This is a genomic window from Vreelandella sp. L-15 (genome assembly GCF_056857635.1).
Genome location: NZ_JBSXNN010000045.1, coordinates 1 through 26,768, shown reverse-complemented (window position 1 = coordinate 26,768; position 26,768 = coordinate 1). Strand labels below are relative to the sequence as shown.

The 26,768-nt window shown below is 52.8% G+C and carries 25 protein-coding genes and 2 rRNA genes; 6 read left to right on the top strand and 21 right to left on the bottom strand.

Translation table 11 applies throughout. From position 1 onward, the window contains the following. Positions 1 to 187: 187 nt before the first annotated feature. The 12 genes from AC13CY_RS06105 to AC13CY_RS06050 form a co-directional block, all read right to left on the bottom strand. Positions 188 to 487, bottom strand: a complete 300-nt coding sequence (locus tag AC13CY_RS06105) for an integration host factor subunit alpha (RefSeq protein WP_044629429.1) — start codon at positions 485 to 487, stop codon at positions 188 to 190. Positions 488 to 554: 67 nt separating this feature from the next. Next, entirely contained in the window at positions 555 to 2,936 is a 2,382-nt protein-coding gene (gene pheT / locus AC13CY_RS06100) for a phenylalanine--tRNA ligase subunit beta (RefSeq protein ID WP_054641111.1), read from the bottom strand. A gap of 26 nt (positions 2,937 to 2,962) precedes the next feature. After that, positions 2,963 to 3,982, bottom strand: coding sequence for a phenylalanine--tRNA ligase subunit alpha (gene pheS / locus AC13CY_RS06095; protein WP_044629431.1), 1,020 nt, complete (start codon positions 3,980 to 3,982; stop codon positions 2,963 to 2,965). 156 nt (positions 3,983 to 4,138) lie between these two features. After that, entirely contained in the window at positions 4,139 to 4,492 is a 354-nt protein-coding gene (gene rplT / locus AC13CY_RS06090; RefSeq protein WP_009097607.1) for a 50S ribosomal protein L20, read from the bottom strand. Positions 4,493 to 4,549: 57 nt separating this feature from the next. Further along, a complete protein-coding gene (gene rpmI, locus AC13CY_RS06085) occupies positions 4,550 to 4,744 on the bottom strand; it encodes a 50S ribosomal protein L35 (RefSeq protein WP_009724291.1) in 195 nt (64 codons plus the stop codon). Positions 4,745 to 4,825: 81 nt separating this feature from the next. Continuing rightward, a complete protein-coding gene (gene infC, locus AC13CY_RS06080) occupies positions 4,826 to 5,365 on the bottom strand; it encodes a translation initiation factor IF-3 (protein ID WP_074210535.1) in 540 nt (179 codons plus the stop codon). Between the two features lie 12 nt (positions 5,366 to 5,377). Further along, positions 5,378 to 7,300 carry a threonine--tRNA ligase gene (thrS, locus tag AC13CY_RS06075; RefSeq protein ID WP_062361288.1) on the bottom strand — a complete coding sequence of 641 codons (1,923 nt, stop codon included), beginning with the start codon at positions 7,298 to 7,300 and terminating at the stop codon, positions 5,378 to 5,380. 212 nt (positions 7,301 to 7,512) lie between these two features. Continuing rightward, positions 7,513 to 8,382 carry an OmpA family protein gene (locus AC13CY_RS06070; RefSeq protein ID WP_054641112.1) on the bottom strand — a complete coding sequence of 290 codons (870 nt, stop codon included), beginning with the start codon at positions 8,380 to 8,382 and terminating at the stop codon, positions 7,513 to 7,515. 246 nt (positions 8,383 to 8,628) lie between these two features. Then, a complete protein-coding gene (locus tag AC13CY_RS06065) occupies positions 8,629 to 9,096 on the bottom strand; it encodes a DUF2489 domain-containing protein (protein ID WP_287836596.1) in 468 nt (155 codons plus the stop codon). A 52-nt stretch (positions 9,097 to 9,148) separates the two neighbouring features. Then, entirely contained in the window at positions 9,149 to 10,216 is a 1,068-nt protein-coding gene (locus tag AC13CY_RS06060) for a COX15/CtaA family protein (protein ID WP_074210533.1), read from the bottom strand. A gap of 36 nt (positions 10,217 to 10,252) precedes the next feature. Further along, on the bottom strand, positions 10,253 to 10,759 hold the full coding sequence (locus AC13CY_RS06055; protein ID WP_089675208.1) for a hypothetical protein: 507 nt from the start codon (positions 10,757 to 10,759) through the stop codon (positions 10,253 to 10,255). Position 10,760: 1 nt separating this feature from the next. Beyond that, complete coding sequence (locus tag AC13CY_RS06050; RefSeq protein ID WP_354702729.1) at positions 10,761 to 11,405, bottom strand: SURF1 family protein; 645 nt, start codon at positions 11,403 to 11,405, stop codon at positions 10,761 to 10,763. 61 nt (positions 11,406 to 11,466) lie between these two features. On the opposite strand from AC13CY_RS06050, the gene AC13CY_RS06045 reads away from it, so the two are divergent. Further along, a complete protein-coding gene (locus AC13CY_RS06045) occupies positions 11,467 to 11,658 on the top strand; it encodes a DUF2909 domain-containing protein (protein ID WP_062373900.1) in 192 nt (63 codons plus the stop codon). A gap of 4 nt (positions 11,659 to 11,662) precedes the next feature. Here the strand turns inward: AC13CY_RS06045 and AC13CY_RS06040 are convergent, their stop codons facing one another. The 5 genes from AC13CY_RS06040 to AC13CY_RS06020 form a co-directional block, all read right to left on the bottom strand. Next, the gene (locus AC13CY_RS06040; RefSeq protein WP_289094719.1) at positions 11,663 to 12,523 is read right to left on the bottom strand and encodes a cytochrome c oxidase subunit 3; all 861 of its coding nucleotides are present in this window, start codon (positions 12,521 to 12,523) and stop codon (positions 11,663 to 11,665) included. Beyond that, positions 12,520 to 13,104 carry a cytochrome c oxidase assembly protein gene (locus AC13CY_RS06035; protein ID WP_172514501.1) on the bottom strand — a complete coding sequence of 195 codons (585 nt, stop codon included), beginning with the start codon at positions 13,102 to 13,104 and terminating at the stop codon, positions 12,520 to 12,522. Before AC13CY_RS06035 ends, AC13CY_RS06040 begins: the two co-directional genes overlap by 4 nt. Before the next feature lie 36 nt (positions 13,105 to 13,140). Continuing rightward, positions 13,141 to 14,799: a cytochrome c oxidase subunit I gene (gene ctaD / locus AC13CY_RS06030; protein ID WP_044629442.1), complete on the bottom strand. Its 1,659-nt coding sequence runs from the start codon at positions 14,797 to 14,799 to the stop codon at positions 13,141 to 13,143. Between the two features lie 48 nt (positions 14,800 to 14,847). Beyond that, positions 14,848 to 15,963: a cytochrome c oxidase subunit II gene (gene coxB / locus AC13CY_RS06025; protein WP_044629443.1), complete on the bottom strand. Its 1,116-nt coding sequence runs from the start codon at positions 15,961 to 15,963 to the stop codon at positions 14,848 to 14,850. 125 nt (positions 15,964 to 16,088) lie between these two features. Next, positions 16,089 to 16,262, bottom strand: coding sequence for a DUF2970 domain-containing protein (locus tag AC13CY_RS06020; protein WP_082051444.1), 174 nt, complete (start codon positions 16,260 to 16,262; stop codon positions 16,089 to 16,091). Between the two features lie 340 nt (positions 16,263 to 16,602). Here AC13CY_RS06020 and AC13CY_RS06015 point away from each other — a divergent pair, with 340 nt between their 5' ends. Beyond that, positions 16,603 to 16,839 carry a hypothetical protein gene (locus tag AC13CY_RS06015; RefSeq protein ID WP_044629444.1) on the top strand — a complete coding sequence of 79 codons (237 nt, stop codon included), beginning with the start codon at positions 16,603 to 16,605 and terminating at the stop codon, positions 16,837 to 16,839. A 14-nt stretch (positions 16,840 to 16,853) separates the two neighbouring features. Here the strand turns inward: AC13CY_RS06015 and hrpB are convergent, their stop codons facing one another. Next, on the bottom strand, positions 16,854 to 19,298 hold the full coding sequence (hrpB, locus tag AC13CY_RS06010) for an ATP-dependent helicase HrpB (protein WP_062361298.1): 2,445 nt from the start codon (positions 19,296 to 19,298) through the stop codon (positions 16,854 to 16,856). Positions 19,299 to 19,301: 3 nt separating this feature from the next. After that, on the bottom strand, positions 19,302 to 19,952 hold the full coding sequence (locus AC13CY_RS06005) for a TetR family transcriptional regulator C-terminal domain-containing protein (RefSeq protein WP_044629446.1): 651 nt from the start codon (positions 19,950 to 19,952) through the stop codon (positions 19,302 to 19,304). 207 nt (positions 19,953 to 20,159) lie between these two features. Here AC13CY_RS06005 and xdhA point away from each other — a divergent pair, with 207 nt between their 5' ends. Genes xdhA through guaD form a run of 4 tightly spaced genes read left to right on the top strand, consistent with a single transcriptional unit; the run spans position 20,160 to position 26,196 of the window. Next, positions 20,160 to 21,611, top strand: a complete 1,452-nt coding sequence (xdhA, locus tag AC13CY_RS06000; protein ID WP_483052381.1) for a xanthine dehydrogenase small subunit — start codon at positions 20,160 to 20,162, stop codon at positions 21,609 to 21,611. After that, the gene (gene xdhB, locus AC13CY_RS05995; protein WP_172514504.1) at positions 21,595 to 24,018 is read left to right on the top strand and encodes a xanthine dehydrogenase molybdopterin binding subunit; all 2,424 of its coding nucleotides are present in this window, start codon (positions 21,595 to 21,597) and stop codon (positions 24,016 to 24,018) included. Before xdhA ends, xdhB begins: the two co-directional genes overlap by 17 nt. Continuing rightward, complete coding sequence (xdhC, locus tag AC13CY_RS05990) at positions 24,015 to 24,884, top strand: xanthine dehydrogenase accessory protein XdhC (protein ID WP_054641115.1); 870 nt, start codon at positions 24,015 to 24,017, stop codon at positions 24,882 to 24,884. The genes xdhB and xdhC overlap by 4 nt, the downstream gene beginning before the upstream one ends. A gap of 1 nt (position 24,885) precedes the next feature. After that, positions 24,886 to 26,196: a guanine deaminase gene (gene guaD / locus AC13CY_RS05985; RefSeq protein WP_044629450.1), complete on the top strand. Its 1,311-nt coding sequence runs from the start codon at positions 24,886 to 24,888 to the stop codon at positions 26,194 to 26,196. Positions 26,197 to 26,392: 196 nt separating this feature from the next. Here guaD and rrf read toward each other — a convergent pair. Further along, positions 26,393 to 26,508, bottom strand: a 5S ribosomal RNA gene (rrf, locus tag AC13CY_RS05980). A gap of 154 nt (positions 26,509 to 26,662) precedes the next feature. Then, positions 26,663 to 26,768, bottom strand: a 23S ribosomal RNA gene (locus AC13CY_RS05975); the annotation flags it as partial.

Below are 26,768 nucleotides of genomic sequence, written 5' to 3'. Positions count from 1 at the left end.
GTTAACTTCCTATGGCTTCCTTCAGACCCCACCGTTGGCCAGTGACGCCCTTGCCAGTCGGATTGTCTTCCCCTCAGTCGGGGTGACGCCATCTTCTTTCAGATGGCCGGGTTTGCCGGCTTCGCCGGGCAAACAAAAAAGGAGTGCCATTAGGCACTCCTTTTCGTTGGGCAGCTTGATGTACTCGCTACTGACCACTTGAGTAGCGTTCTACCTGCTGTTTTAGCTTTTGCCCGGGGCGAAAAGTCACCACACGCCGGGCAGAGATAGGGATTTCTTCGCCAGTTTTAGGGTTTCGACCAGGCCGCTCGCGCTTATCACGCAGATCAAAGTTACCAAACCCCGACAGTTTCACCTGCTCGTTTTCACGCAAACAGGCGCGGATTTCTTCAAAGAACGCCTCCACCATCGCTTTTGCTTCTCGCTTTGACAGCGCCAGCTCAGTATGCAAATGCTCAGCTAGCTCTGCTTTGGTCAACGCACCCATAGGGCTCCTCCATGTAGCATACGCATTGCCAAGAACGTGATAAGCGTCGTGTCATGGCATAGCTTAGTTAGCCGCGAAGTTCGGCATCTAATTCGGCTCGCACGTTAGTGATGATCGAGTCGACCAACTGGTTGATTTCTTCATCATTTAGCGTGCGCGAAGCGTGCTGCCAGGTCAAGCCCAATGCAATACTCTTATAGCCCTCGGCTACGCCTTTACCAGCATAGACATCAAATAGCTTAATGTCTTTCAAGTAATCGCCTGCCTGAGCTTTTGCACAATCAAGTAGCGCTTGCACAGGCGTTGCTTCTTTGAGCATAAACGCCAAATCGCGTCGCACTTCTGGGTAGCGTGAAAGCGGCTCAAAGGCGGGAATTTCCCCCTGACTCAATACATCTAGGCGAACTTCAAACAGCACCGCATCAACCTTAAGCCCCAGCTTGGCACGCACTTGCGGGTGCAGTGTGCCAATCCAGCCGGCGGGTTCGCCATTGTAAAAGAGCTGGGCGGTTTGCCCAGGATGCAGAGAGGGGTGCTCGCCCGGCTCAAAGCGCCAAGCTTCCCGGGCCCCACCCATTGCCAAAAGACTCTCTAGATCTCCTTTCAGGTCATAAAAATCTACCTGAGCCTTAGTGCTGTTCCACCCCTCCCCTTCACGGCCACCGCACACTAAGGCGCCCATCATCGGCTCTTGGGTTAAGTTATCGAGGTGGCCGTTAAATACCAGCCCTGTCTCGAAAATGCGCACACGGGTTTGCTGGCGATTGAGATTATACTCTAGGGCACGCACTAAGCCTGGGAAAAGGCTGGCGCGCATCACCGAGAGGTCCGACGAAATCGGATTCGCAAGCACGGGGGACACAGCATCTGGCAGCATTGCTGCCTGCAGGTCCGGCGCTACGAAGCTGTATGTCACCGCCTCCTGGAAACCGCGAGCAACCATCTGGTTGCGCAACTGAGACTGAGTGAGGAGTGCCTCGTTAGCTGGGCGAAGTGCTAGTCGAGCGGCTGGGCGACGAACCGGAAGGTTATTGTAGCCATGGATACGCGCCACTTCCTCGATGAGGTCTTCCTCAATGGCAACGTCAAAACGCCAGCTAGGGGCGACCACTGACCAACCTTCCGCCTGTTTATCAACCTCAAGCCCTAAACGCTGAAGGATATCGGTGACATCATCCGGCTGCAGCCGCTTGGAGAGCGCACTCTCAAGGCGAGCCTCGCGAAGCATAATGATGCGCGGTGCCGGTAAATGCTCATCGCTTACCGTCTCAACCACGGGCCCTGCCTGCCCCCCACAAATCTCCATCAGGAGCTTTGTAGCACGCTCAACCGCCATGGCAGGAAGCTCTGGATCGACGCCACGCTCATAACGATGCGATGCGTCGGTATGCAGACCGTAGGAACGCGCCTGCCCAGCAATGCCAAGCGGAGCAAAAAAGGCCGACTCAAGAAAAATCGTGTGCGTTTTTTCGTTTACCCCTGAATTTCCCCCCCCCATGATGCCAGCCATTGCCAGGGGGCCACGCTCATCGGCAATTACCAGTGTTTCAGGGCGAAGTGCTACCTCTTGGCCATCCAGCAGTGTTAAACGCTCCGCCTCTCGTGCCAAACGGACAGTAATGCCACCCTGCAGGTTGTCCCGATCAAACGCATGCAGCGGTTGACCAAGCTCTAGCATGACGTAGTTGGTGACATCCACCACAGGGTCAATCGAGCGTACGCCGCTGCGACGTAGCCGCTCAACCATCCACAGCGGCGTTTCAGCCTCGACATTCACGCCCTTAATAACGCGCCCTAAGTAGCGAGGGCACTGCTCAGCCGCCTCAATAGTGACGGGGAAAGTATCGTCGATACTCGCTTCAACGACTGTGATCTCAGGGCCACTTACCGGCAGGCGGTTAAGCACACCTACCTCTCTCGCAAGGCCTTTTATGCTCAGGCAGTCGCCGCGGTTAGGGGTAAGATCCACCTCGATGGTCATATCGTCGAGCTGCATATACTCGCGAAAGCTAGTGCCCACGGGGGCCGACGCCGGTAACACCAGGATACCAGAAGAGGTTTCTTCCTCTAACCCTAGCTCTGATGCCGAGCAGATCATGCCGCGCGACTCAACGCCACGCAGTTTTGCCTTTTTGATTTTAAAATCGCCCGGCAGCACGCCACCCACTTGGGCGAAGGGAATTTTCTGACCCACATCAACGTTGGGCGCACCGCATACTACTTGCACCGGCTCACCAGTACCGTCGTTCACCGTGCATACGTTGAGCTTATCGGCATCAGGATGCTTCTCTTTGGACAGCACTTCAGCCACGACCACACCGCTAAAGGCAGCGGCGACCGCTTCAACGGCATCCACTTCAAGGCCCGCCATGGTGATCTGATCGGCAATGGCCTGAGTATCAAGCTGCGGGGATACCCATTCACGCAGCCACTGTTCTGAAAATTTCATGTTGATTCCCGTCGCTGGCAGCGGTCTTAGGTGAATTGACGAAGAAAGCGCAGGTCGTTCTCAAAGAACAAGCGCAGGTCATTAACGCCGTAGCGCAGCATCGCCAAACGCTCTGCGCCCATACCAAAGGCAAAGCCGGTGTATCGTTCGGTATCAATGCCGGAGTGCCGGAAAACTTCAGGGTGCACCATCCCGCAGCCCATCACTTCCAGCCAGCCGCTATGTGAGCAAACACGACAACCGTTACCACTACACATCACGCACTGAATATCGACCTCAGCAGAGGGTTCAGTGAATGGGAAGTAAGAGGGGCGGAAGCGGACCGATAGATCATCACGCTCAAAAAACGCCTGAAGGAAGTCTTCAATGGTGCCTTTTAGATCAGCAAAGCTCACGCCCTCATCGACCAACAGACCTTCTACCTGATGAAACATCGGCGTATGCGTCAGGTCCGAGTCGCTGCGATAGACGCGCCCCGGGCAGACGATACGGATGGGCGGTTCACTACTCTTCATGGTGCGTACTTGCACAGGAGATGTATGAGTGCGCAGCAAGCGTGTAGCATCGAAATAAAACGTATCTGCCATCCCCCGCGCCGGGTGATGCGCGGGAATATTGAGCGCCTCGAAGTTATGGTAGTCATCCTCAATCTCAGGACCTACCGCCACATCATAACCAACGCGGGTAAACAAACCCTCTATGCGCTCAAGCGTGCGTGTCACAGGGTGTAAGCCACCACTCTCCTGCCCACGCCCCGGCAATGTTACATCGATCCGCTCAGCTGCCAAGCGGGCATTCAGCGCCTCACTCTCAAGCTGCTGGCGTTTGGCGTCTATCTCGGCTGATAACGTTTGCTTGGCTTGGTTAATTTGCTCACCAGCCGCAGGACGCTCTTCTGCCGATAGCTTGCCCAGCCCTTTCAATAAGGCCGTCACTTCGCCTTTTTTACCCAAGTAACGTACGCGCAACTCATCTAGCGCTGAGACACTCTGCGCAGCTTGAATAGCATCGCGGGCCTCTAACACCAGAGTAGGAAGGTGGTCCATCCGATTTACTCCGAATTAAGCGGTTCCATCTTTCAAGATGGCTGGCATGTTGAAGGTGACAAAAAAACAGGGGAAGAGCGGCTGCTCTTCCCCTGCATGGGTCACTCTGAAATGACCTCGGCATTTCACACTGAATTTAGCTCAGTGCAAATTGCCTTATTGGGCAGCCTTGGCTTTTTCCACGATAGCAGCAAATGCCGCTTTTTCGTGTACTGCCAGGTCGGCCAATACTTTACGGTCAATTTCAATACCGGCTTTCTTCAGACCGCCAACAAAGCGGCTGTAAGACATGCCGTTGATACGCGCACCAGCATTGATACGCTGAATCCACAGCGCACGGAATTGGCGCTTGCGGTTGCGGCGGTCACGGTACGCATACTGGCCGGCTTTGATGACAGCCTGTTTGGCTACGCGGAAAACACGCGAACGGGCACCGTAGTAACCTTTGGCCTGCTTCAGTACTTTTTTATGGCGACGACGGGCAACTACGCCACGCTTAACACGGGTCATAACACACTCCTGACTTTATGACTGAGGCTAAATGCACTCAGATAAGAAAATTCGACCTTACAGGTTCGGCAGCATGCGCTGGATCAGCGCTTTGTCGGAAGCATGAATCTGCTTCATGCCACGCAGCTGACGCTTACGCTTGGTCGACTTCTTGGTCAAGATGTGGCTACGGAAAGACTGCTTGTGCTTGAAGCCGTTAGCGGTCTTTTTGAAGCGCTTAGCAGCGCCGCTGTTGCTTTTGATTTTCGGCATGAGAGAACTCCGCTCGATATTTTTTAGAAAACCCAGGGCCGACCAGCGCCTTCGCACTGGCCCGTTAACTTCGCCGTTGGATCACTTCTTTTTCGGGGCAAGAATCATGATCATTTGGCGGCCTTCCATTTTCGGGAAAGACTCCACCACTCCGATCTCTTCCAGGTCTGCTGCGATTCGTTCCATTAGCTTACGGCCAATGTCCTGGTGCGCCATTTCACGACCACGGAAGCGCAATGTGACCTTACCCTTGTCACCACCTTCCAAGAAGCGGATCAGGTTTTTTAGCTTCACCTGATAATCGCCTTCGTCGGTGCCAGGACGGAATTTAACTTCCTTAACCTGGATTTGCTTCTGCTTTTTCTTTTGAGCCGCTTTCTGCTTTTTGGTCTCAAAAACGAATTTGCCATAATCCATGATTTTACAAACAATCGGATCGGCATTCGAAATTTGCACGAGATCTAAACCGGCAGCTTCCGCACGCTCAAGAGCCTCAGTGGTGGGCACAACACCCAACTGCTCACCTTCGGCATCAATTAGACGTACTTCTTCTTCGGTAATACGCTCGTTCATTGGTGGGCGTTTGTCTTGTGGACGCCCGCGCTGATTGCTTCGCTTGATCGCTCCGTCTCCTTAGGCAATTGACGATGTCGCCAGGGCTGCTCGCTCTGCATTAAAACGTTCGATGAATTCATCGACAGTCATGGTGCCGAGGTTTTCGCCGCTACGAGTTCGCACGGCCACTGAGTCAGCTTCGACTTCCTTATCTCCCACCACAAGGAGATAGGGAACTTTCTGTAACGTATGCTCACGGATTTTAAAGCCGATCTTCTCGTTCCTCAAGTCCGCCTTAACCCGTAAGCCATTTTTTTGCAGCCGCTGCTCCAAATCAAGCGCGTAATCACGCTGTGCGTCGGTAATGGTCATAAGCACAGCTTGCTGCGGGGCCAACCATAGTGGCATAGCACCAGCGTAATGCTCAATTAGTATACCCAGGAATCGTTCAAATGAGCCCAGGATAGCACGATGGAGCATTACAGGGGTTTTACGCGTGCCGTCTTCATCGACGTATTGCGCCCCTAAACGCCCTGGCAAATTAAAATCTAGCTGAAGAGTACCACACTGCCAAACACGATTCAGACAATCTCTTAACGCAAACTCAATTTTCGGCCCATAAAACGCACCTTCACCCGGCTGCAGATCCCAAGCCAAGCCAGTAGTGTTCAGCGCGGCCTCAAGGCCCTGCTCTGCCCGATCCCACATTTCGACTTCACCCAGAAAGTCTTCGGGACGGGTGGAGAGCTTGAGCTCAACGTCTTCAAAACCGAGCGTTTTATAGACTTGCAGCGTTAGAGCAATAAACGCCTCAGCCTCAGCCTGAATCTGACTTTCGGTACAGAAAATATGGGCATCATCTTGCGTAAACCCACGAACCCGCATCAGACCATGCAGCGAGCCTGAAGGTTCATTTCGATGACAGCTACCAAATTCAGCCAAACGTAGCGGAAGGTCACGGTAGCTCTTAAGGCCTTGATTAAAGACCTGCACGTGACATGGGCAGTTCATCGGCTTCACCGCATACTCGCGCTTTTCCGACTCTGTGGTGAACATCAATTCACTGTAATGTCCCCAGTGGCCTGATTTCTTCCACAGTGACAAATCCACTACTTGCGGCGTCTTGATTTCCTGGTAGCCATGCTCACGTTGAATTTTACGCATGTACTCTTCTAACGCCTGATACATCGTCCAACCGTTAGGGTGCCAAAAAACCATCCCAGGCGCTTCTTCTTGAAGGTGGAACAAGTCCATCTTCCGCGCTAGCTTACGGTGGTCTCGCTTCTCAGCTTCTTCCAGCCGCTTCAAGTAAGCTTTTAACTGCTTTTTATCGCCCCATGCCGTGCCATAAATGCGCGTCAGCATCGGATTGGAGGAGTCACCACGCCAGTAAGCACCTGCCAGCTTCGTCAGCTTAAATGCCTTTAAGTGTCTTGTGTTAGGCACATGGGGTCCACGGCACATGTCCGTGTACTCTTCGTGGTGGTAAAGGCGGATAGTCGCACCTTCCGGGATATCACGGATGATCTCTTGCTTATACGGCTCATTACGCTTTTCAAACGTTGCCATCGCTTGGTCGCGGCTGACGTACTCACGAATAACATCGTACTCATGATCGATGAGCGACTGCATGCGCTTTTCAATGGCTTCCATATCGTCTGGCGTGACTGATTTGCCAAAGTCAATGTCGTAATAAAAGCCATCATCAATGACCGGACCGATGGCCATTTTGGCATCGGGATATAGCTGTTTCACCGCATGACCAATCAAGTGAGCACACGAGTGACGAATAATTTCCAAACCTTCTTCATCGCGGGCAGTAATAATAGAGACGTCCGCATCCTGCTCAATCATATCGGCAGCATCAACCAGCACCCCGTTAATTTTGCCTGCCACACAGGCCTTGGCCAAACCAGGGCCAATGGACTCTGCTAGCTGCATAATAGAGAGTGGTGCTTCAAACGTTCTTTGGCTGCCATCGGGCAGTGTCACAATAGGCATTCAGGTATTCCTTGAGCGCAGTGGTGATCCATACCAAGGATCACATTTCGCTATCAATGGTCGGGGTATTGGGCACATCTTGAAGGCTGCTCAGCCTACCAGAATTTATGACTGCGTAAAATAAAACGGGAGGCATAAGCCTCCCGTTCTTTGTCAAAGGGTTTAACGAACCAGCATGCTGGCTCTACCCATTGATTAATCAGCTAAGTGGATTACTTCCACTCATCCAGTTCTACACGACGGTTCTGGAAACGACCCTCTTCGGTATCGTTGGTTGCCACGGGACGCTCTTCACCGTAGCCCACAGCACGCATACGGTTAGCTTCGACGCCGCGCTGGTTCAGATAGGTTGCAACGGACTCAGCACGACGCTGAGACAGATCCTTGTTGTACTGGTCAGAACCACGAGAATCGGTGTGACCTTCAATGCTCACACGTACATCTGGGTTGTTAACCAGACGCTCAGCAACGCCGTTAAGAACATTTTGTGCATTCGGTGTTAGCTGGGCGGAATCGAACTCAAAGTTCACATCCTGAAGAACAACGCTTTCCGGGCAACCCAGTGCGTTTACGTCAACGCCTGCCGGGGTATTCGGGCACTGGTCACGGTAATCCGGCACGCCGTCGTTATCGGAGTCCAGCGGGCAACCGTTGGCGTTAACTTCTACACCAGCCGGCGTGCCCGGGCACTGGTCACGGTAGTCCGGCACGCCGTCACCGTCGGAGTCCAGCGGGCAGCCTTCGGCATCAACAGCAACGCCAGCTGGCACTTCGCCGTAGCTCGGGCACTGCGGTGCTACCGGCTCAGGTGTACGATCTGCACACAGCAGACCACCGATAGCTGCGCCAGCCGCTGCGCCGGTTGCGGCACCCGCATCTTCATCTGAGCTGCTGCTGGTGGCATAACCAATGCTACCGCCGATGATACTGCCCGCCAAACCACAAACCGCGGGGTGCTGGTACCAGCTTTGGCCGCTGTTGGCGCCTGCTTGGCCAGAAGACTGAGAGGCTGAGCTAGCGCAACCTGACAGGCCGACGACTAGAGCAGAACCGATTAGCAAGCCAGTCGTTGATTTTTTCATGCAAGACTCCTTCTTGATCCAATGCTGACATGGTCTAGAGACCAAATCTATCCAATGCTTCTTATGGCGAGAGCATCCATTTTTCGCTGTTCTGATCCAGGACGGGGTTCCCCTGCCCCTGAAACTGAACGTGGTGCCTATCATTAACGCTTCAGCGTTAGAAGGCAACAATGCCGAGATATCAACTTCTTGCCAATACCGACCTTACCAGCATAGCAAAGCTCACATCGATGGCATTAAAAATTTTTAATGAAGAGCGGAAGGGCCTTTAGCGCGCCATTTAATTACCTCTGCGGCGGCTGCGAGCACCGCAGGGCGCATCTCATCTTCCACAGCTAGCCTTTCCTTGTCCTCTTGCATTCTTTCCCGTGGGGTCAACTGTTTGCGCGCAGAGTGCGTCTTGAGATGACGCGTACGGCTATAAACCTCGGCGAACGCCTGAAACTCAGGTCGTTCAGAAAGACTTGGATCGACGATTTCAAGCAGCACTTTACAGCGCCAGGAACCCTCGGTGATGTCGACTTGCTCTTGGACGAGAGCGCTCACCACGTAGTCCAGATTTTCTAGGCTGTTTTGCTGAGCACGCCGTTCTTCTTCCAGTCTAAACGCTTCACGGCGCTTCACTTCGCTTCGCAATTTATGGGCGTAGGCGACCAACCCGGCGATGATTAGCACAGCGACAACGAACAGTAAAAGTGCAACCGTTGAACTCATAAAGCCCCTGAAACGTATAAAATGCTTAACGAGAATTGTACACCTAATTGCCTCAAGTAGACCAACCTGATTCATGCGCCTTCAGGTTGCTTGCATTTGATGGGCAAAGAACAGTAACCTGCCCCGCCTTTTGGTACCGCCAGCACCACCACGCCCATCCCATGCTCAGCGCTAGCAATACAGCCCCTGCCGTATGCAACAAGGCTAACCAAAGCGGCAGCCAGAGCAGAACGTTAGCGACCCCAAGCGCCACCTGTAAGCAATAAGCTCCTAATGCGAGACTCAAGGCGATGCTGACTACTTTGATGCCCCGATAGCGCCACCATAACGCTAGTAAAGCGGCACCCAACAACAGTGCTCCCATACGATGGACCATATGAATAGCGGTGCGAGCATCTGCGTGTAGTTGACCATGGAGATAATTAGGGCCAACGCTTTGGGTTAGGTGGAAGCCTTCGCTTAGGTCCATGCTTGGCCACCATTGTGAATTACAGGTAGGAAATCCTTGGCAAGCAATACCGGCATAGTTGCTTGTGACCCAGCCACCCAGTGCAAGCTGCAACAATAAAACCCCACCTGCCAAGTACCACAGTACGCCACCCTTTTTAGCTTGCCCTATTTGCCCACGCCATGAACGGCGTATGCGAAGATGTAGCCAAAAAAACAGCATTAAAACGCTCAATCCTCCGAGCAAATGCAGCGTGACAACCTGTGGCCACAACTTAAGAGTAACGGTAAACGCACCAAACGCGCCCTGAACGAGAATAACGATCAGTAACGCCAAGCTAAGTCGCCATGGATATTCTGGACGTTTGCGCAGTGACCAGCCCATTGCCACGATGGTGAGCACAATCAAGCCCAATAAACTGGCTACATAGCGGTGAGCCATCTCTACCCAGGCTTTGAAGGGCTCTAAAGGAGCATCAGGATGTCGAAGCGCCGCATGATCACTATCGGGAACAATGAGTTTGCCATAACAGCCAGGCCAATCAGGGCAGCCTAGGCCAGCATCCACTAACCGAGTCCATGCGCCTACCAATATGACGAACGCAGTCAACAGGGTTCCCGCCAGCGTAACCCTCATGAGCCAACGAAGACGGCACTCTCGGTAGGTCTTCATTAAGTTTCCTTACGGCTATTGCTAGCCGAACATAAGCTAAATAGAATTTACTTTGAATAGATGCCGGATGTCATCAAGAATCTCGGCGGTTGCCGCTTCTTGAGTAAACGCGAGTGCTGGCCTTCCCATAGGGTCGAATAACCAAACGCTGTGCGCAATGCTCCAAGAGGGTACGCTTTGCCAAACTGTCACCGCCTCCCCAGGCAGCGTGGCATCGTCACCACCAACTCTTAATCGCTTTAATCGAGTGGCTTCACGCCCTAATGCACGGTGTAACCGCCACAGCTCATCCTGTTGCTGCACACAGTTTGCGCCGCAGTCTAATACCAGCGTCCATTGTTCAGAGGCAGTGATGGAAGCCATCAACGGCCAATCCTCAAGCGGCGGCACATCTATGGTTACTTTTCCGTGGGCAGTATGGCCCTGAGGAATTCCCACATTCCAAGTCACCATTCCCCAAGCCGTCACAATAGGAGCGGCAAAAATGGCAAACAAGAGAACCACCTTAAGCCTTGCGTAACGTACTGGACGACGGTGGTGCATGTTAACGCCCTCCTTCGTAGCTTTCTCGAAAGTCGCTCACTAGACGGTATCCACCCAATAGCATGATCCCCAACGCTGCCAGCGCCAGTCCCCACCATTGAAAAGCGTAGCCAAGATGCCGGCTTGGCGGCATCACATTTGCCTCCCACCAAGGGGTAAAAACACCTGCACCCTGCTGGGCATGAAGCCAGCCATTATGGCTGAAGACGCCCAACGCCTCTTCCCAAGGAGCCAAGCTCAGCTGCTGAAGCCTAACGCCTTCTTGGTTGGCTCCATAAAGCGGCCCTTGCGATTGCTCCGCCTGCCACTCGCCAGACACCTCAACCGTGCCATGAGGGGTGAATACCGAAGGAGACGCCCGGCTTGTACCTGTTTCAATAAAACCACGTTGTACTAACCAGAGCTGCCCATGGGAGTCTTTCATAGGTGTCAACACCGCGACGCCTAGGCGACCGTTAACGATACGGTTATCTAAGTAAAGCGTGTGCTGCTCAAGATAGTCGCCACGTAGATGCACCTGCGCCCCTCCTTCCGGTGTTTGGATTGGCTCAACCACTGTTGGCGCTGCATCACGAATGGCTAGCAGTTCGCGCTTGTCAGCGGCCCTTTCCCACTGCCATAGTCCTAAGAGCAACCCTAAAACCACTACAACACTCCAAAACACACACCATGCGTATAGTCGCGCTGGAAAATAAGAGGGCTTCATCATGTGGTTAAAACTGCTCATTGCATTAGTGTTTATAGGAATGGTGGCCAGCTTAGCCGCAGGTGCAGGCTTTTTACTACATGACGAAAGCACCTCCAGGCGGTTACTCACATCGCTTAAATGGCGCATTGCGTTAGCCTGCGTGTTGATGGCCCTGCTTCTCTTTGGTTTCTTATCTGGCGAGCTTGGATAACTCACTAAAATACATAAACAAAGATAAAGAGTCCTACCCACACTACATCAACGAAATGCCAATACCAGCAGGATGCCTCAAAACCAAAGTGATGATCGTTAGCAAAGTGACCTTTGATAACTCTTACCAGCATGCTCGCCAAAATAAGCGTACCAATAATGACGTGGAGACCATGAAAGCCTGTCAATATAAAAAAAGTAGCCCCAAAAATACCGGCCTCTAGGGTAATACCGTAATGATGATAGGCTTCGTAATATTCGACGCCTTGGATAAGGATAAAGCAAATGCCCAGCAGTACTGTGCCTGCTAGCCAGTTACGACAGGTCTGACGATAGCCAAGCTTCAGAGCTTCATGGGCAACCGTTAGTGTGATACTTGATGTCACCAAAATCAGTGTATTCACTAAGGGCAACTGCCAGGGGCTAAGTACGCTGGAGGGCCCTGCCACAGAGGCATCAGGGGGATTGAGTAGCGGCCATTGAGGAACAAATTCGGGCCATAACAAAGCAGATACGCCTTTTGCCCCTTCCCCTCCTAGCCATGGAATTGTGAAGGTTCTTACATAAAACAGTGCGCCAAAAAAAGCGGCAAAAAACATGACTTCTGAAAAAATAAACCAGCCCATTCCCCATCGAAACGAGCGATCCATTTGCGCGTCGTATAAACCGCCCATCGACTCGTGAATGACGTCTCGAAACCAAAACCCCATGACACAAATAACGCTTAGTAAGCCAATAACTAACAATGGCGCCCCGGTGTTGTAAACTAACTTGATGCCAATACCGGCCATCATGGCACCTAGCGCAAGCGACCCTAAAATAGGCCACCGGCTGTTCGCAGGAACGTAATAGCTGCCGCCGCTCATATTTTATCCCCCGCCGCGTTATTGTTATTGAGTGGATTAAGCGCAATGCGCTGTACCGGGTATAGGGTATACACCAAGGTAATGGTGCTGATTTCTTTAGGTAAGTCTTTAGCTAACTGAAACACCAACGGAATGGTTAGTCGCTCATCGCCTTGTAGCTGCTGTTCTTGGAAGCAAAAACAGCTGACTTTACGTAAATGCGTTGTTGCACTAGAGGGTGAGACGCTAGGCACAGCGCGCCCCCAGCTTTCTTGGTGGCTGTTATTCGTAAAGGTAAAATCCACTTCTGCGGTTTGGCCTGGATGTACCCGCATTTGCCGCGTTTCAACACTCATTTGCCATGGCAGTCCCGCACTACCACGGGTAATAAATTGAACCGTAATGAAGCGCGACTGATCCACCTCTTCATGAATGATAGCTTTTGCCGTGGTATCGACCTTTCCGTTTAAACCCGTTACCTGACAAAACACGTCGTAAAGAGGAACTAAGGCAAACGCAAAGGCAAACATGCCAAGAAGGGCTGCGACACTGCGAATGACGGTCCGCCTAACGCCAGCTTGTTGAGAACCATCTGCTGCCATTTTTCATCCCTCCGCCTTCTCCAACGCTTTTATGCATTAATCGTGCGATTGAGCACGGTGAAATACCGGCGGCGTTTCAAAGGTGTGTAACGGCGCAGGGCTAGGCACACTCCACTCTAAATCAACAGCACCCTCCCAAGCTTTTGCAGGCGCTTTTTGGCCACCTCGTACACACAGCACTACCACCAGCACAAAAAGTAGTTGCGAGGCACCAAAGAAGAAGGCGCCAATACTTGAGAGCAGATTAAAATCGGCAAATTGCAGCGCATAATCAGGGATGCGCCTAGGCATGCCTGCCAAACCGGCAAAATGCATGGGGAAAAAGGTTAGATTGACCCCAATGATTGAGCACCAGAAGTGGCACTGCGCCAGACGCTCGTTAGGGTAATGGCCTGTCCATTTAGGCAACCAGTAGTAAACGCCCGCCATGATGGCGAAGATCGCGCCAGGCACCAATACATAGTGGAAGTGCGCCACCACAAAGTAGGTATCGTGGTACTGAAAATCGGCAGGTGCGATGGCTAACATCAGGCCTGAAAAGCCGCCAATGGTAAATAGCACTACAAACGCCAACGCAAAAAGCATAGGGGGCTCAAAACTAATCGACCCGCGGAATAGCGTTGTCACCCAGTTAAATACCTTCACCCCTGTTGGCACAGCGATCAGCATGGTGGAGTACATAAAGAAAAGCTCCGCCGTTAACGGCAGTCCTACAATAAACATATGGTGCGCCCACACCAGAAATGACAGCAGCGCAATGGCTCCAGTGGCATAAACCATCGAGGCGTAGCCAAATAAGGGCTTACGAGCAAATGTAGGGATAATCGCCGACACGATGCCAAATGCTGGCAGGATCATGATGTAGACTTCTGGGTGGCCAAAAAACCAGAACAGATGCTGGAATAAGACAGGATCTCCTCCGCCCGCTGCATCAAAGAAGCTAGTCCCAAAGTTAATGTCCATTAACATCATGGTAATGACGCCCGCTAACACCGGCATAACGGCGATAAGTAGAAATGCCGTAATCAGCCATGTCCAAACGAATAGCGGCATATCCATCATGCGCATGCCAGGCGCACGCATATTCAGGATGGTCGCGATGATATTAATCGCCCCCAAAATAGAGCTAATGCCTGCCATATGCAGTGCTAAAATAAAAAAAGTCGTTGAAGCTGGCGCATACGTTGTTGATAACGGAGCGTAAAATGTCCAGCCAAAATTGGGGCCGCCCCCAGGCATAAAAAGAGTAGACAGCAGCAGGGTAAAAGCGACCGGAAGTAGCCAAAAACTGAAGTTATTTAGCCGCGGCAAGGCCATGTCAGGGGCTCCAATTTGCAGCGGAATCATCCAGTTAGCTAGGCCTGTAAACGCTGGCATAACGGCTGCGAACACCATAATTAGGCCATGCATGGTGGTCATCTGGTTAAAGAACTCGGGCTCTACCAACTGCAAACCAGGCTGAAATAGCTCAGCCCTAACCACGAGCGCAAAAATGCCGCCGACAAAAAACATCGTGAGCGAGAAAATCAGATATAGCGAGCCAATCTCTTTATGATTGGTGGTCAGCAGCCAACGCATCAAGCCTTTGGGTTGGGCTGCATGAGGGTAATGCGACTGGCCCTCCTGAGACTGGCCACCAGCCACGGCAGACGAACTATGCTGCAGTGAGTGTTGTGGAGGTAGTTTGGGCGCCATATGTCTCTCCGCATGCTTGTCGTTTTAGTAGAAGAAGTTGGTCAACACCTACTGGGCAATACGCTCGGCCACCGTAGCTGGCTGAACGGTATCACCAGTCTCATTCCCCCAAGCGTTGCGCGTATAGGTCACAACAGCCGCTATCTCTACCGGATTCAGCGTATTGCGGAAAGCAGGCATGGCGGCTCCAGAAACACCGTTAATCACGCGATCCAAATGCCAGTCGAGTTCATTAATAAGCTGTTCATTTCCGGCGAGCGCTGGAAAGGCTGGCGGTGCGCCCTGCCCTTCGCCTTGATGACAGGAAGAGCAAATAGATTGATACACCTCTTCACCGCGAGCCATTAGCTCCTCTATAGCCCATTCGCGATCAACACCCATTGCCTCTTGCTCAGCAGCCTCTTTGCGCTCTTCAAGCCATGTTTCAAACTCCGCTTCTTCCATGGCATGCACCACAATGGGCATAAAGCCATGATTCACACCACACAGCTCGGCACACTGGCCACGATAGATACCAGGCTCGTTAATTTGCACCCAATTTTCATTAATAAAGCCAGGAATGGTGTCTTGTTTAACAGCAAGCTCTGGAACCCACCAGGAGTGAATCACGTCGTCTGATGTCATCAGAAAGCGTACTTTGCGATTAATAGGCAGCACGAGAGGCTCGTCAACATCAAGCAAATAGTGCTCGTCTCGATCGGATTCGCCTCGAATCTGTTCGCGTGTGGTGCTTAAGTTCGAGGTATAGGCAATGTCCTCTCCTAGGTATTCGTAACGCCAGCGCCACTGCTGCCCCGTGATCATAATGTCTAGATCCGCTTCAGAGGCGTCATACATATTTTTAAGCGTGGCCGTCGCAGGTACCGCCATACCTACCAAGATCAAAATGGGAATGGCCGTCCACAGCACTTCAACGGAGGTATGTTCATGGAAGCGGGCAGCTTTGGCTCCTTTAGAGTGGCGATAGCGAAACAAGGAGTAAAACATGACACCAAAGACGATCACCCCAATCACTACACACACCCAAAATATGGTCATGTGTAGGCCAAAAATATTGCGGCTGGTATCAGTGACCCCCACCGGCATATTCCAACTGCTAGCGTGGGCTTGAGAGAGACTTGCGACACTGGTAATGGTGAGAAGCCATTGCCACGGTAAGCGCATAGAAACCTCCTTTATTCTTGTTGTTCTCGCCAACCCTTTTATTAGGTCAGGGTTAAGTGATATCGATCAGTATAGAAAACATGTGGCATTCGTCACGAACTACTATCGTGATGCCTCTCAACGCTTCATCCCGCTGCATAAATCGCAATACCTGCTAAGAGCAGCACAAACATCATCGTCACTACCACCGCCGTGATAATGAAGGCGACTGGCTTGCCGTTTGAAAAATCCTGCTGACGCTGGCGGTCATTCTGAACACCTAGTAGTGCTGCTAATACTGACTTAACCACTGACCACATAGAGCCTCCCTCAAGGTTGAGGTATTGCATACTCAATTTGGCAACTGCCCTGAAGCACTCAGCTATAGTTGAGGATAGGCAATTTTATGAATCGTGCTGCCTGAAAAGCAGCTTGATCAAAAAAAGAGTTTGCTAACGAGCACTATCAGGCATTGGCAAAAACGCTAGCCGATGCCCATGCTGACCGCATAGCTGGCATGACGCAGCTATCGAACGACTTTCGACGCTGCCTTTGGGAGGAAATTTAGCGACTCGTAAATAAGCTTGCGGCTTGTAGTCCGGCAATTCACACTATGCATCACCAAGTTAAAACCAAAATGGCCTGTCAAGGGAGCCGTGTATGCCCAAGCATCGTGGAGTCGTTCTTCGCCACCTGTGTTTCGCCTTATTGCCGCTTTTGCCACTCGCGGGCTGCACCACTTATACGTGGCCAGATGGCTCCCAAGAGACCGTACTGGGCGTAGTACCTGAAGATGAAAACCGCCGCTATGAAGAGCCCCAAGCCGACGGTGTACGCTACCGCAAGCCCGGTGAAATTCCAGAAGAAACGCCGCGTGAAGACGCTCCGAGCAACTAAGAAAGGCAAGCCTTTCAACGCTGGCGGCGCTTTGTATATGCTGTGGCTTGAGCGGTAAGAGGATCTTCTGGCCAAGGGTGCTTTGGGTATCGCCCGCGCATTTCTTTGCGTACTTCTGAGTAGCCGTTCAACCAAAAGCTTCGCAAATCTTGAGTCACCTGCAGTGGCCGCCGTGCAGGGGAAAGCAAGTGAAGTGTCACTGGTACACGCCCATCCACTACGGTGGGCGTTGCCTGCCAGCCAAAGGCTTCCTGAAGCTTCAACGCCAGCACCGGTGGCCTGCCTTCCCGGCAGGGTGTGTAATCCACTTTAACGGCATTGCCACTAGGCGCTTCTATCAAACTGGGCACTAAGCGCTCTAGCTGAGTCTGCTGCTTCCAATCAAGCGTGTTCATTAAGTACGTGTGAAACGGCAGTTTTTGCAACTGCGTTAAGCGCGTCAGACCCGCCATATAGGGGGCCAGCCATGTCTCGAGACTGCCTAACAACGCAGAGTCGGACCAATCGTTCCACTGTTCAGGATAAGCGCCAAAGAGCAGCGCCATTCTCCCCTGCAGTTGAACCACCTGTGTGTTAAACAGCATGTTGGGACGCTGTTTTAACGCTGCCATTAGCGCTTTTTCTACCGCGTCGGCAGGCAACCGACGCAGTGGGCGTGTTGCTAACACAAGCTCGCTGTGCCGCTGAACGGCTTCACCAACCAGCTTACCCTGCTCTTCTGACCAGACAATGCGCTCTTCCCACTGCTGGGTCTCGGGGTAAAAGTTAGTCAGCGTGGCTAACGTGATAGGCTCTGCTAAATAGATGCCTGCCTCGCTGTTAGCGCTCTCTACACTCACTGCCACTAAAAAAGGCTCTTGAGCCAGTGGATGGTGAGCAGGTAGCGTAGCGGTTTTACCGTTAGCCAGTTTAAAACGACCCGGTGTCATCAGCTGAGCGATGCGATCCGGGTATGCTAGGCAAAGCAGCGCACCAAGCTGCTCCAAGGAGCTGTGCCGCGCCACAGGCGAACGCATCAGGCTCGACAATCGCTTTACTTCATGTCGCCACTGAGGATAAGCCGCAGGCTGGTTAACCCTTTGAGCTAAGGCGTCGCGCAGCGTGCCATTGATGCGCTCCCTGCCTTCCATTAAAGCCGCTAAGGCACAGGCAAGTGGCACCGCTTCAAATGATGCCGCTTGAATGAGCATGGTAGCTAAACGCGGTTCGAGGGGCAGTTGAGCGCTCTGTTTACCCAGCGGGGTCAACATACCGGCACTATCTACTAAGCGAAGCTGCTGCAACAGCGCTTGGGCACTTTTCCATGCTCCTTCAGGTGGCTGTGTCACCCATGAAAGCTCACTCGGCGAGTGCACACCCCATAGCGCTAGCTCTAGCGCTAATTTAGATAAATCAGCCTGCAACATCTCAGGCTCACCATAAGCGACCAGCGGCTGCTCAGCTGACCATAAACGGTAACAAACGCCTGGCTGCTGCCTACCCGCTCGGCCACGTCGCTGGTCAGCACTCGCTCTATTCACCCGCCGGGTCATGAGACGCGTAAGCCCAGTGCGAGGGTTAAATAGCGGCACTCGTTCTAAGCCAGCATCAATCACGCTATTGACGCCATCGACGGTAACGCTGGATTCCGCAATGGCGGTTGAAACGATGACACGTTGCCGTGTTGTAAGAGGCCGCAATGCCGCTTGCTGGGCGTCGAGCGGCATGCTTCCATGAAGCGCACGAATCTCAACATCCATACTGCTACTTTCTAGAGCCTGCACAAGCTGGGAAATTTCTGCGATACCGGGCAGTATTACCAGCACATCTCGGCTACCCTCTCGCTTCAGTGCCTCCTTGGTGACTCGCAAGGCAGCCCTATCTAATGATTCATGAGCCTCCACAGGACAGTAGCGCGTTTCCACTGAAAATTCGCGGCCACTACTCTCAATAACGGGGGTGTCACTACCTAACACACCTTTTAAAGCAGCGACATCCAATGTGGCAGACATCACCATTAGCCGAAGATCATCACGGATGCTCTCTTGTACATCCAGTGCTAACGCAAGTCCTAGGTCTGCTTCAATGCTTCGCTCATGAAACTCATCGAAAATAATGCCCGCCACCCCTTCCAATAAAGGATCGTCTTGCAGTATGCGGGTAAGCACGCCTTGGGTGACCACTTCCAGCCGGGTATTGGGGCCTACATTGCTATCGCCCCGCATCCGGTAACCCACCGTTTCACCTATCTGTTCGTTGAGCTGTGACGCCATAAAGGTGGCTGCCAAGCGAGCGGCGACACGACGCGGCTCTACCAGTAAGAGACGCTGACCTTGCGCCCAGGCGCTGGAGAGTAACATTAGCGGGACACGGGTTGTTTTACCGGCACCTGGTTGAGCCACCAGAATAAGCCGAGTGTGTTCGGCTAGCATGGTTTGAATGGAGCTTAGATGTTGTTCAATGGGAAGCGATATGGTCATGAATCAGTGCGAGGTTGCATTTGAGGAAGTAATACCGCATCCCTTCAGGATAACGTGCTCAAGGAACTGACAAATGGAAGCCAAGTCAGCCTCACTCAGCGCTTCTTCCCCAAGAATGCCGGTCACTTGAGCGCTATATTCCGTGTAGTGCTGAGTGGCCGACCAAATTAGAAAGATCAGCCAACGTGGATCAACATCGTCCATTTTACCCAGCTGGGCCCACTGACGAATAATCACTGCGCGGGAGGCTACCCACTCCTTTAGTTCGCCGGCGAGATACTCTTTTAAGAAAGGTGCCCCCGCCAATATCTCTGCGGCAAACAGTTTGGACCCCTCAGGGTAACGCTGCCCAAGCATCATTTTGGTGCGAATAAAATCACTGAGTACCTGCCCTGGGTCGCTATCCTCAGTAATATCCTCTAGTACCGCATTCCAGCGATTCATCATCCGATTTAGCAGTCGCACATACAGCGCCTGCTTGCTCCCCATATAATAAAGAATATTGGCTTTTGGCAGCTTAGCTTGGTCTGCAATCGCCTGCAGGCTAGCACCACGATAACCATGTTGTGAAAACACCTGCTCTGCAGCGCTTAATATGGTTTGTTCAATACGGTCCCTGCTGGCATTTTCTTGGTTCGCGGTATCAGCCGTCATTCAGTAAGCTCCTTTAATAAACCTTGCAGTGTAATCGCGAGAAATGTCTACCAAGCGTGCGTGTCGCATCACTGTGCATTTCGCAGTGCGATGCTCACTAATAGTGCATGTCACATCTCATATAACAAAGTCTTGCAAGATTTGCATTTTTGTCCCAAGCTCAACGTTGTTGACCGATCGGTCAAAACAATCATAATGGAGTTTGGCATGGCAACAATTGCGTTTTTGCTCAATGGCACCCCGACCCAGTGTCATGTGCCCTCTGACACAAGCATTCTAACGCTGCTACGCGACTATTTGGGGATGACCGGCACGAAAGAGGGCTGTGCATCGGGTGACTGCGGCGCATGTACCGTCGCCATTAAAAGCGATACAGCGCCTCATTTTGTAAGCCTGAATGCGTGTATTACACCCGCTCACCAGTTACATGGCCAGCACTTGCTAACCGTAGAGGGCTTGGCCACTGACGAAGAACTTCACCCGGCACAGCGTGCCATGGTGGAGTGCCATGGCAGCCAGTGCGGCTTCTGCACGCCCGGCATCGTAATGTCGCTATTTACGCTACATTCACAACAGCAACAGCGGCCAGCCCCCCTTACGCCAGAGCGGCTTGAAGCAGCACTGGGCGGCAACTTGTGCCGTTGTACCGGATATCGGCCTATTCGTGACGCAGCGCTAAGCATGCAGGAGTCTTCTTGGAAAGCACCGCAATGGGTTGATGCCAGCCAACCCGCTCATACTCCACTTACCGCTCCTCAATCTGCGGAAGCCAACACGGACCTTTTTGCTCAGCCCACGACACTGAGTCAACTAACTGAACTACGCCGACACTATCCATCTGCACGCCTTGTTGCCGGTGCCACCGATCTGTGGCTGGAAAATACGCAGCGCCTGGCGTTGCTTAATCAACTTATTGATGTCACGCGGGTTGATGAGCTGCGCCATATTGAAGAAGCCATCTTTGATGAGCAGCCAGGCTGGTGGGTAGGCGCAGGCGTCACCTATTCACAGCTCGAACCACTGCTAGAAACCCACTATCCCACCTTTGCTCATCTACTTCACCGGCTCGGCTCACAGCAGGTACGTAACCGCGGCACACTGGGTGGCAATATTGCCAACGCATCGCCTATTGGTGACACCCCGCCCGTACTGCTGGCGCTCAACGCCTGGGTAGAACTGGCTAACCAGGATGGCAGTCGCACGCTGCCGCTGAGCGACTTCTTCCTGGATTATAAAAAAACGGCGCTGGCAGCGGATGAAGTCGTGAGTCGAATATTTATTCCACAATTGGCAGACGACGCCGTCCTGAAAGTATGGAAACTCTCCAAACGGCGTGAAGACGACATCTCTGCCGTACTAGGAGCCTTCCATTATCGTATCGACGATGGCGTTATGCAGGATGTTCGTATCGCCTTTGGCGGCATGGCGGCCATCCCTAAGCGAGCACTACAAACAGAGGCAGCGTTAACAGGGCAGCCTATCACGAAAGAGAGCTTTCAAGCGGCACAGCGGGCGCTATCGGAAGAGTTTCATCCCATGAGCGATGTGCGCGGCACACAACACTATCGTCATCAGGTGGCAACCAACCTGCTCGAACGCCTTTATCTATCGCTCTCAGTACCTAATCAAGAGGTGATGCTCCATGCGTACGCTCACTAAGCTTGATGGCGACAGCAGCCGCGCTCGCCGCGAGCTGCATGACCATATCCAAGGTTCTGGTCCACTGGCTCGCCATACGGTAGATAGCCACGGGCAACGGCAAGCCGGTGCTTCCAGCTTCCATGAAAGCGCAGAGAAACATGTCACCGGTAAAGCAACCTATATTGATGACATTAAAACACCCCAAGATGCCCTGTACGTGGCGCTCGGCCTTTCACCTGTCGCTCACGGCACGCTAACGAAACTGGAACTTGATGCTGTAAGACAGGCGCCTGGCGTTGTCGACGTGATCACTCTCCATGATGTACCAGGACACACAGATATTGGGCCGGTGTTCCCCGGCGACCCTATTTTTGTCGACCAGGAGATCAGTTACGCGGGACAATGCCTATTTGCGGTGGCTGCCACCTCTTTACAGGCAGCTCGCCAAGCCGTGAAGCTGGCCACACTGCATATCGACGAACAGCCGGCTAGCCTAGATCCTGTGGCCGCTGCTGGACGTCAAGAGGTTGTGCGCCCAACCCACGTGCAGGAGCGGGGCGACTGGCAAACTACCTTACAGCAAGCCGAACAAACTATAGAAGGCGAGCTATTTATCGGTGGGCAGGAGCACTTCTATCTCGAGAGCCAAGCGTGCATTGTGGTGCCTACGGAGGATGAAGGGGTGATGGTTCATACCTCTAACCAGCACCCCAGTGAGACCCAAAAATTGGTGGCGGAAGTGCTCGGTATTCCTTTTCATGCGGTCACTGTAGAAGTGCGCCGTATGGGCGGCGGCTTTGGCGGTAAAGAGACACAAGCATCGCCCTGGGCCTGCATTGCCGCCATTATTGCTCGGCGTACCGGTAAAGCCACGCGACTTCGCCTGCCACGCAGTGAAGATATGCGTGCCACTGGAAAACGCCATCCTTTCCATAACCGCTATCAATTAGCGATTGATGCCCAAGGCGTTATCAAAGGCGGCGATATTACCGTTATTGGTGACTGCGGCTATTCACCAGATCTCTCTGATGCCATCGTTGACCGCGCGATGTTCCACGCGGATAACGCTTACTCATTGGGAGATGCCCGCGTCACCGGCCACCGCGCTAAAACCCATACGGCGTCAAATACCGCCTTTCGTGGTTTTGGTGGCCCTCAGGGCATGATGATCATTGAAGCGGCGATGGATGATATTGCCCGCCGCGTTGGTGAAGATCCTTTAACGATTCGTAAGCGCAACTTTTACCGGGAGGGGCGAGATACCACCCACTATGGTCAGCAGGTTGACCAAAAGCAGCTTCTGCACACGCTGGTTGACACCCTGGAAACGAGCAGCGACTACTGGGCACGCCGACAACACATTCGGGACTACAACGCGGCAAGCCCTGTTATTAAAAAAGGGCTCGCACTGACTCCTGTCAAGTTCGGTATCTCTTTCACCGCCCAGCATCTTAATCAAGCAGGGGCACTGCTGCATGTCTATACCGATGGCAGCATCATGATTAACCACGGCGGCACAGAAATGGGCCAGGGGCTGCACACAAAAATCTGCCAAGTGGTTGCCCGAGAGCTTGGACTAGATCTGGATAGCGTGCGGATCAGCGCTACCCGCACAGATAAGGTGCCTAATACCTCACCCACCGCCGCATCCAGCGGTGCTGACCTAAACGGTATGGCAGCACGAGACGCCGCAAGCAAGCTTCGGGAGCGGTTGTTTGAGTTTGCAGCGGGGCATTTTGAGGGCGGGTTAGATAGAGAAGGCATGAGGCTAGAGCATGGCATGCTCATCGCTGGCATTGGCGAAAGTGAGCGTCGAATTCCTTGGGGCGAACTCGTTCAAACCGCCTATTTGAACCGTGTCTCTCTTTCTGAGAAAGGCTTTTATGCCACGCCGTTAATCCATTACAACCGGGCTACAGGCCAAGGCCGCCCTTTTTATTATTACGCTTTCGGCGCGGCAGTGGCTGAAGTGAGTGTAGATACACTCAGCGGGGAGTATTTGGTTGACCGTGTTGACGTACTACACGATGTAGGCAACTCACTGAACCCTGCTATTGATATTGGCCAAGTAGAGGGTGGGTTTATTCAAGGCATGGGCTGGCTGACCAGCGAAGAGCTGAAGTGGAACGCCAAGGGAGTGCTCGTCAGCGATGGGCCAGCCACTTATAAAATCCCTACCTATGGCGACTTACCGAAAGTATTCAATGTCGATCTGTTGGAGGGGCACCCAAACTCTATGGCAAGTCTTTACCGTTCCAAAGCGGTGGGAGAACCGCCCTTTATGTTAGGTATGTGCGTGTGGTCTGCACTTCGGGATGCACTAGCAAGCCTAGCGGATTATCGCGTCTCTCCTCACCTGGACACGCCAGCTACACCTGAAAGAGTCATGCTGACAGCCAATGCCATTAGGAATAAAGCGTTATGACGCAAGCGCCCGAAGCATGGCACGCTGCGCTGAACCGCCTGCAGCTCAGCGGTACTCCTCACGTGCTGGCAACTCAGGTGACCAGCGCGGGCTCGACTCCTCGTGAGCCGGGCGCGCGAATGGTGATCACCGCTGATACTATTTTCGATACGCTGGGAGGAGGAACATTTGAGTGGCAAACCATCAGCGCCGCCCGAGACTTCTTGCAACAAGGCAGCGCTGGCTTTCATTTAGAGGCTTTCTCGCTGGGTGGGCGCAGCGGCCAGTGCTGCGGCGGCTTTGTTAACGTACTACTGGAAGTATTTCCCGGCGTTTCCAGTCACATTGCGCTCTTTGGGGCCGGTCACGTGGGTTGCGAGATCGTTAAACTCAGCGCTCCTTTGCCCTGGCACCTTGATTGGTACGATAGCCGTACCGATATATTTGACGAACAAGATGACCAGCAGCCTCGGCTTAGCTGTCACACACTAACAAGCCCCCAAGAGAGCGTTTTAGCACTTCCACCACATTGCCATGTCCTGGTACTCACTCATAACCATGACGAGGACTACGCACTGATAGCAGCGCTACTTAGACGCGCTGACATAGCCTCTATCGGCCTGATTGGTTCTGATAGCAAATGGACTAGCTTTCAAAGTCGTTTGAAACGCGATGGTTATAAGCCAGAAGAAATACAGCGTGTGCGCTGCCCTGTTGGCGCTGTTCATGGCACCAAACTCAGTAATAAAACGCCCTACGCGATTGCTATGACAGTGGTCACTGAGCTTTTATGGCTTACTGATAAACCCACTGCCCACCAAACCCGAGGGCTTGAGCCTGACGCACTGCGCTCTCTATTTCACGATACTGCGACAAACCCGAGTTAATATGACTTCTACTGATACGCTTATCCGTGCGGAGCTAGTTAGCTTTGCCCGCGACCCAGGCGACGGCAACTTGCCTCAACCGGGCAGTCTTGAGCACTACGGCGACGGTCTTTTATGGCTTAAAGAGGGCCATATCCAAGCGATTGGGCACTATGCCGACCTCATTGACCAGCTACCACCAAATAGCCAAGTGCTCGATTATCGCGGCAGACTGATTATGCCTGGGTTTATTGATACCCATGTGCACTACGTTCAGCTTAATATCATGGCCTCCTACGGGCGTCAACTGCTGGACTGGTTGAATGACTATACCTTTCCTGAGGAGTGTCAGTTTGCCAGCCACGCCCATGCAGAGGCACTTTCTAACGCCTTTCTAGACGAAATGCTCCGTGCAGGCACAACGACAGCCCAAGTGTTCGGCTCGAGCCACCCAGGCTCGGTAGATGCCTTCTTCACGGCTTGCCAAAAACGCCAGCTGCGTATGCTGGTAGGAAAAGTCTTGATGGATCGCAACGCGCCTGATGCGCTGATAGATGGCACTACGGGAATCTCCGATACAGAGCGTTTGATTGAAGACTGGCACGGCAAGCAGCGTCTTGGTTACAGCGTCACGCCACGGTTTGCGCCGACATCTACCAAGACACAGATGGATGCTGCTGGTGCCCTGCTTCGCAATGACCCTACTCTGTGGTTACAAACTCACTTGGCTGAAAACAGCGGAGAGTTAGACTGGGTCGCCGAACTCTTCCCAGGCAGCAGGGACTACCTCTCTGTTTATGAAGAAGCTGGCCTAGTAGGACCACGCAGTACTTTTGCCCATGGCATCCACCTTGATAACGGAATGCGCAAGCGTTTGGCCGAGCGGGGCGCTAATATTGCCTTTTGCCCTAGCTCCAACCTTTTTCTGGGCAGCGGACTCTTTGATCGAGAAGCGGCGAAAGAGACTGGGATGGCATTTACCTATGCCAGTGACATTGGCGCAGGTACGGACCTATCAGGCTTTGGCACCTTGAAAAGTGCCTATCAGGTTGGCCAACTACGTGGGCAGCCGCTTACCGCTTGGCAAGGCTTCTACGGATTAACCCACGGTAATGCAAAGGCACTCTCGCTGAACAGTCAGGTTGGCCAGCTTGCCCCCTCCTATGAAGCAGATTTTGTGGTTATTGATCCTCATGCTACATCGCTCCTTGAGCGCCGCATCCAACACTGCAACACGCTTGGCGAGCGTTTATTTGCACTGATGATGCTTGCTGACGACCGTGCCATTTATGAAACCTGGGCGGGTGGCATTTGCCAACACCGCAGGGATTAACCTCAGCCATTGCTACATAGCCATAAAAGTCGCTCCTAAAGAGCGGCAAGAGCGGCTTTTATAGATTATTCCGCGTCTTAGCATGCCCAAACTAAAAAGCCCCGAGCACAGTATGCACGGGGCTTGAGGCTTGGCGCGCTTTTCTTCGGCGCAACAAAAAACCCAGCCAAACGGCTGGGTTTTTTGCGGTATAAGTGGCTGACGATGACCTACTCTCGCATGGAGAGACCCCACACTACCATCGGCGCTAACCGGTTTCACCGCTGAGTTCGGCATGGGATCAGGTGGTTCACGCTCGCTATGGTCGTCAGGCGTAACGGGTAATACATATCATGCTGACGGCGTCGTTGACGCGGTAAGTGATCGTCTCATGTCAGCAAGCGCTTTGGCTTGCCGAGCGTATCCGGTTCTCCGAGTGGCTGTCCACTCGGTCGTTATCACGGCGACCAGACCCCTTGGGTGTTATAGGGTCAAGCCTCACGGGCCATTAGTACACGTTAGCTCAACGCCTTGCAGCGCTTCCACACCGTGCCTATCCACCAGCTGGTCTCGCTGGGCCCTTTAGGAGACTC

What these genes read in the sequence shown, in the direction of transcription:
- xdhC (WP_054641115.1), top strand. Translation starts at nt 24,015, where the DNA reads ATGACGCAAGCGCCCGAAGCATGGCACGCTGCGCTGAACCGCCTGCAG.
- pheS (WP_044629431.1), bottom strand. Translation starts at nt 3,982, where the DNA reads ATGGACCACCTTCCTACTCTGGTGTTAGAGGCCCGCGATGCTATTCAA.
- coxB (WP_044629443.1), bottom strand. Translation starts at nt 15,963, where the DNA reads ATGCGCTTACCGTGGCAATGGCTTCTCACCATTACCAGTGTCGCAAGT.
- AC13CY_RS06065 (WP_287836596.1), bottom strand. Translation starts at nt 9,096, where the DNA reads ATGAGTTCAACGGTTGCACTTTTACTGTTCGTTGTCGCTGTGCTAATC.
- pheT (WP_054641111.1), bottom strand. Translation starts at nt 2,936, where the DNA reads ATGAAATTTTCAGAACAGTGGCTGCGTGAATGGGTATCCCCGCAGCTT.
- AC13CY_RS06015 (WP_044629444.1), top strand. Translation starts at nt 16,603, where the DNA reads ATGCCCAAGCATCGTGGAGTCGTTCTTCGCCACCTGTGTTTCGCCTTA.
- AC13CY_RS06040 (WP_289094719.1), bottom strand. Translation starts at nt 12,523, where the DNA reads ATGAGCGGCGGCAGCTATTACGTTCCTGCGAACAGCCGGTGGCCTATT.
- AC13CY_RS06005 (WP_044629446.1), bottom strand. Translation starts at nt 19,952, where the DNA reads ATGACGGCTGATACCGCGAACCAAGAAAATGCCAGCAGGGACCGTATT.
- xdhA (WP_483052381.1), top strand. Translation starts at nt 20,160, where the DNA reads ATGGCAACAATTGCGTTTTTGCTCAATGGCACCCCGACCCAGTGTCAT.
- AC13CY_RS06070 (WP_054641112.1), bottom strand. Translation starts at nt 8,382, where the DNA reads ATGAAAAAATCAACGACTGGCTTGCTAATCGGTTCTGCTCTAGTCGTC.
- AC13CY_RS06035 (WP_172514501.1), bottom strand. Translation starts at nt 13,104, where the DNA reads ATGGCAGCAGATGGTTCTCAACAAGCTGGCGTTAGGCGGACCGTCATT.
- AC13CY_RS06020 (WP_082051444.1), bottom strand. Translation starts at nt 16,262, where the DNA reads ATGTGGTCAGTGGTTAAGTCAGTATTAGCAGCACTACTAGGTGTTCAG.
- AC13CY_RS06055 (WP_089675208.1), bottom strand. Translation starts at nt 10,759, where the DNA reads ATGCACCACCGTCGTCCAGTACGTTACGCAAGGCTTAAGGTGGTTCTC.
- AC13CY_RS06060 (WP_074210533.1), bottom strand. Translation starts at nt 10,216, where the DNA reads ATGAAGACCTACCGAGAGTGCCGTCTTCGTTGGCTCATGAGGGTTACG.
- AC13CY_RS06045 (WP_062373900.1), top strand. Translation starts at nt 11,467, where the DNA reads ATGTGGTTAAAACTGCTCATTGCATTAGTGTTTATAGGAATGGTGGCC.
- hrpB (WP_062361298.1), bottom strand. Translation starts at nt 19,298, where the DNA reads ATGACCATATCGCTTCCCATTGAACAACATCTAAGCTCCATTCAAACC.
- ctaD (WP_044629442.1), bottom strand. Translation starts at nt 14,799, where the DNA reads ATGGCGCCCAAACTACCTCCACAACACTCACTGCAGCATAGTTCGTCT.
- guaD (WP_044629450.1), top strand. Translation starts at nt 24,886, where the DNA reads ATGACTTCTACTGATACGCTTATCCGTGCGGAGCTAGTTAGCTTTGCC.
- rplT (WP_009097607.1), bottom strand. Translation starts at nt 4,492, where the DNA reads ATGACCCGTGTTAAGCGTGGCGTAGTTGCCCGTCGTCGCCATAAAAAA.
- rpmI (WP_009724291.1), bottom strand. Translation starts at nt 4,744, where the DNA reads ATGCCGAAAATCAAAAGCAACAGCGGCGCTGCTAAGCGCTTCAAAAAG.
- AC13CY_RS06105 (WP_044629429.1), bottom strand. Translation starts at nt 487, where the DNA reads ATGGGTGCGTTGACCAAAGCAGAGCTAGCTGAGCATTTGCATACTGAG.
- thrS (WP_062361288.1), bottom strand. Translation starts at nt 7,300, where the DNA reads ATGCCTATTGTGACACTGCCCGATGGCAGCCAAAGAACGTTTGAAGCA.
- xdhB (WP_172514504.1), top strand. Translation starts at nt 21,595, where the DNA reads ATGCGTACGCTCACTAAGCTTGATGGCGACAGCAGCCGCGCTCGCCGC.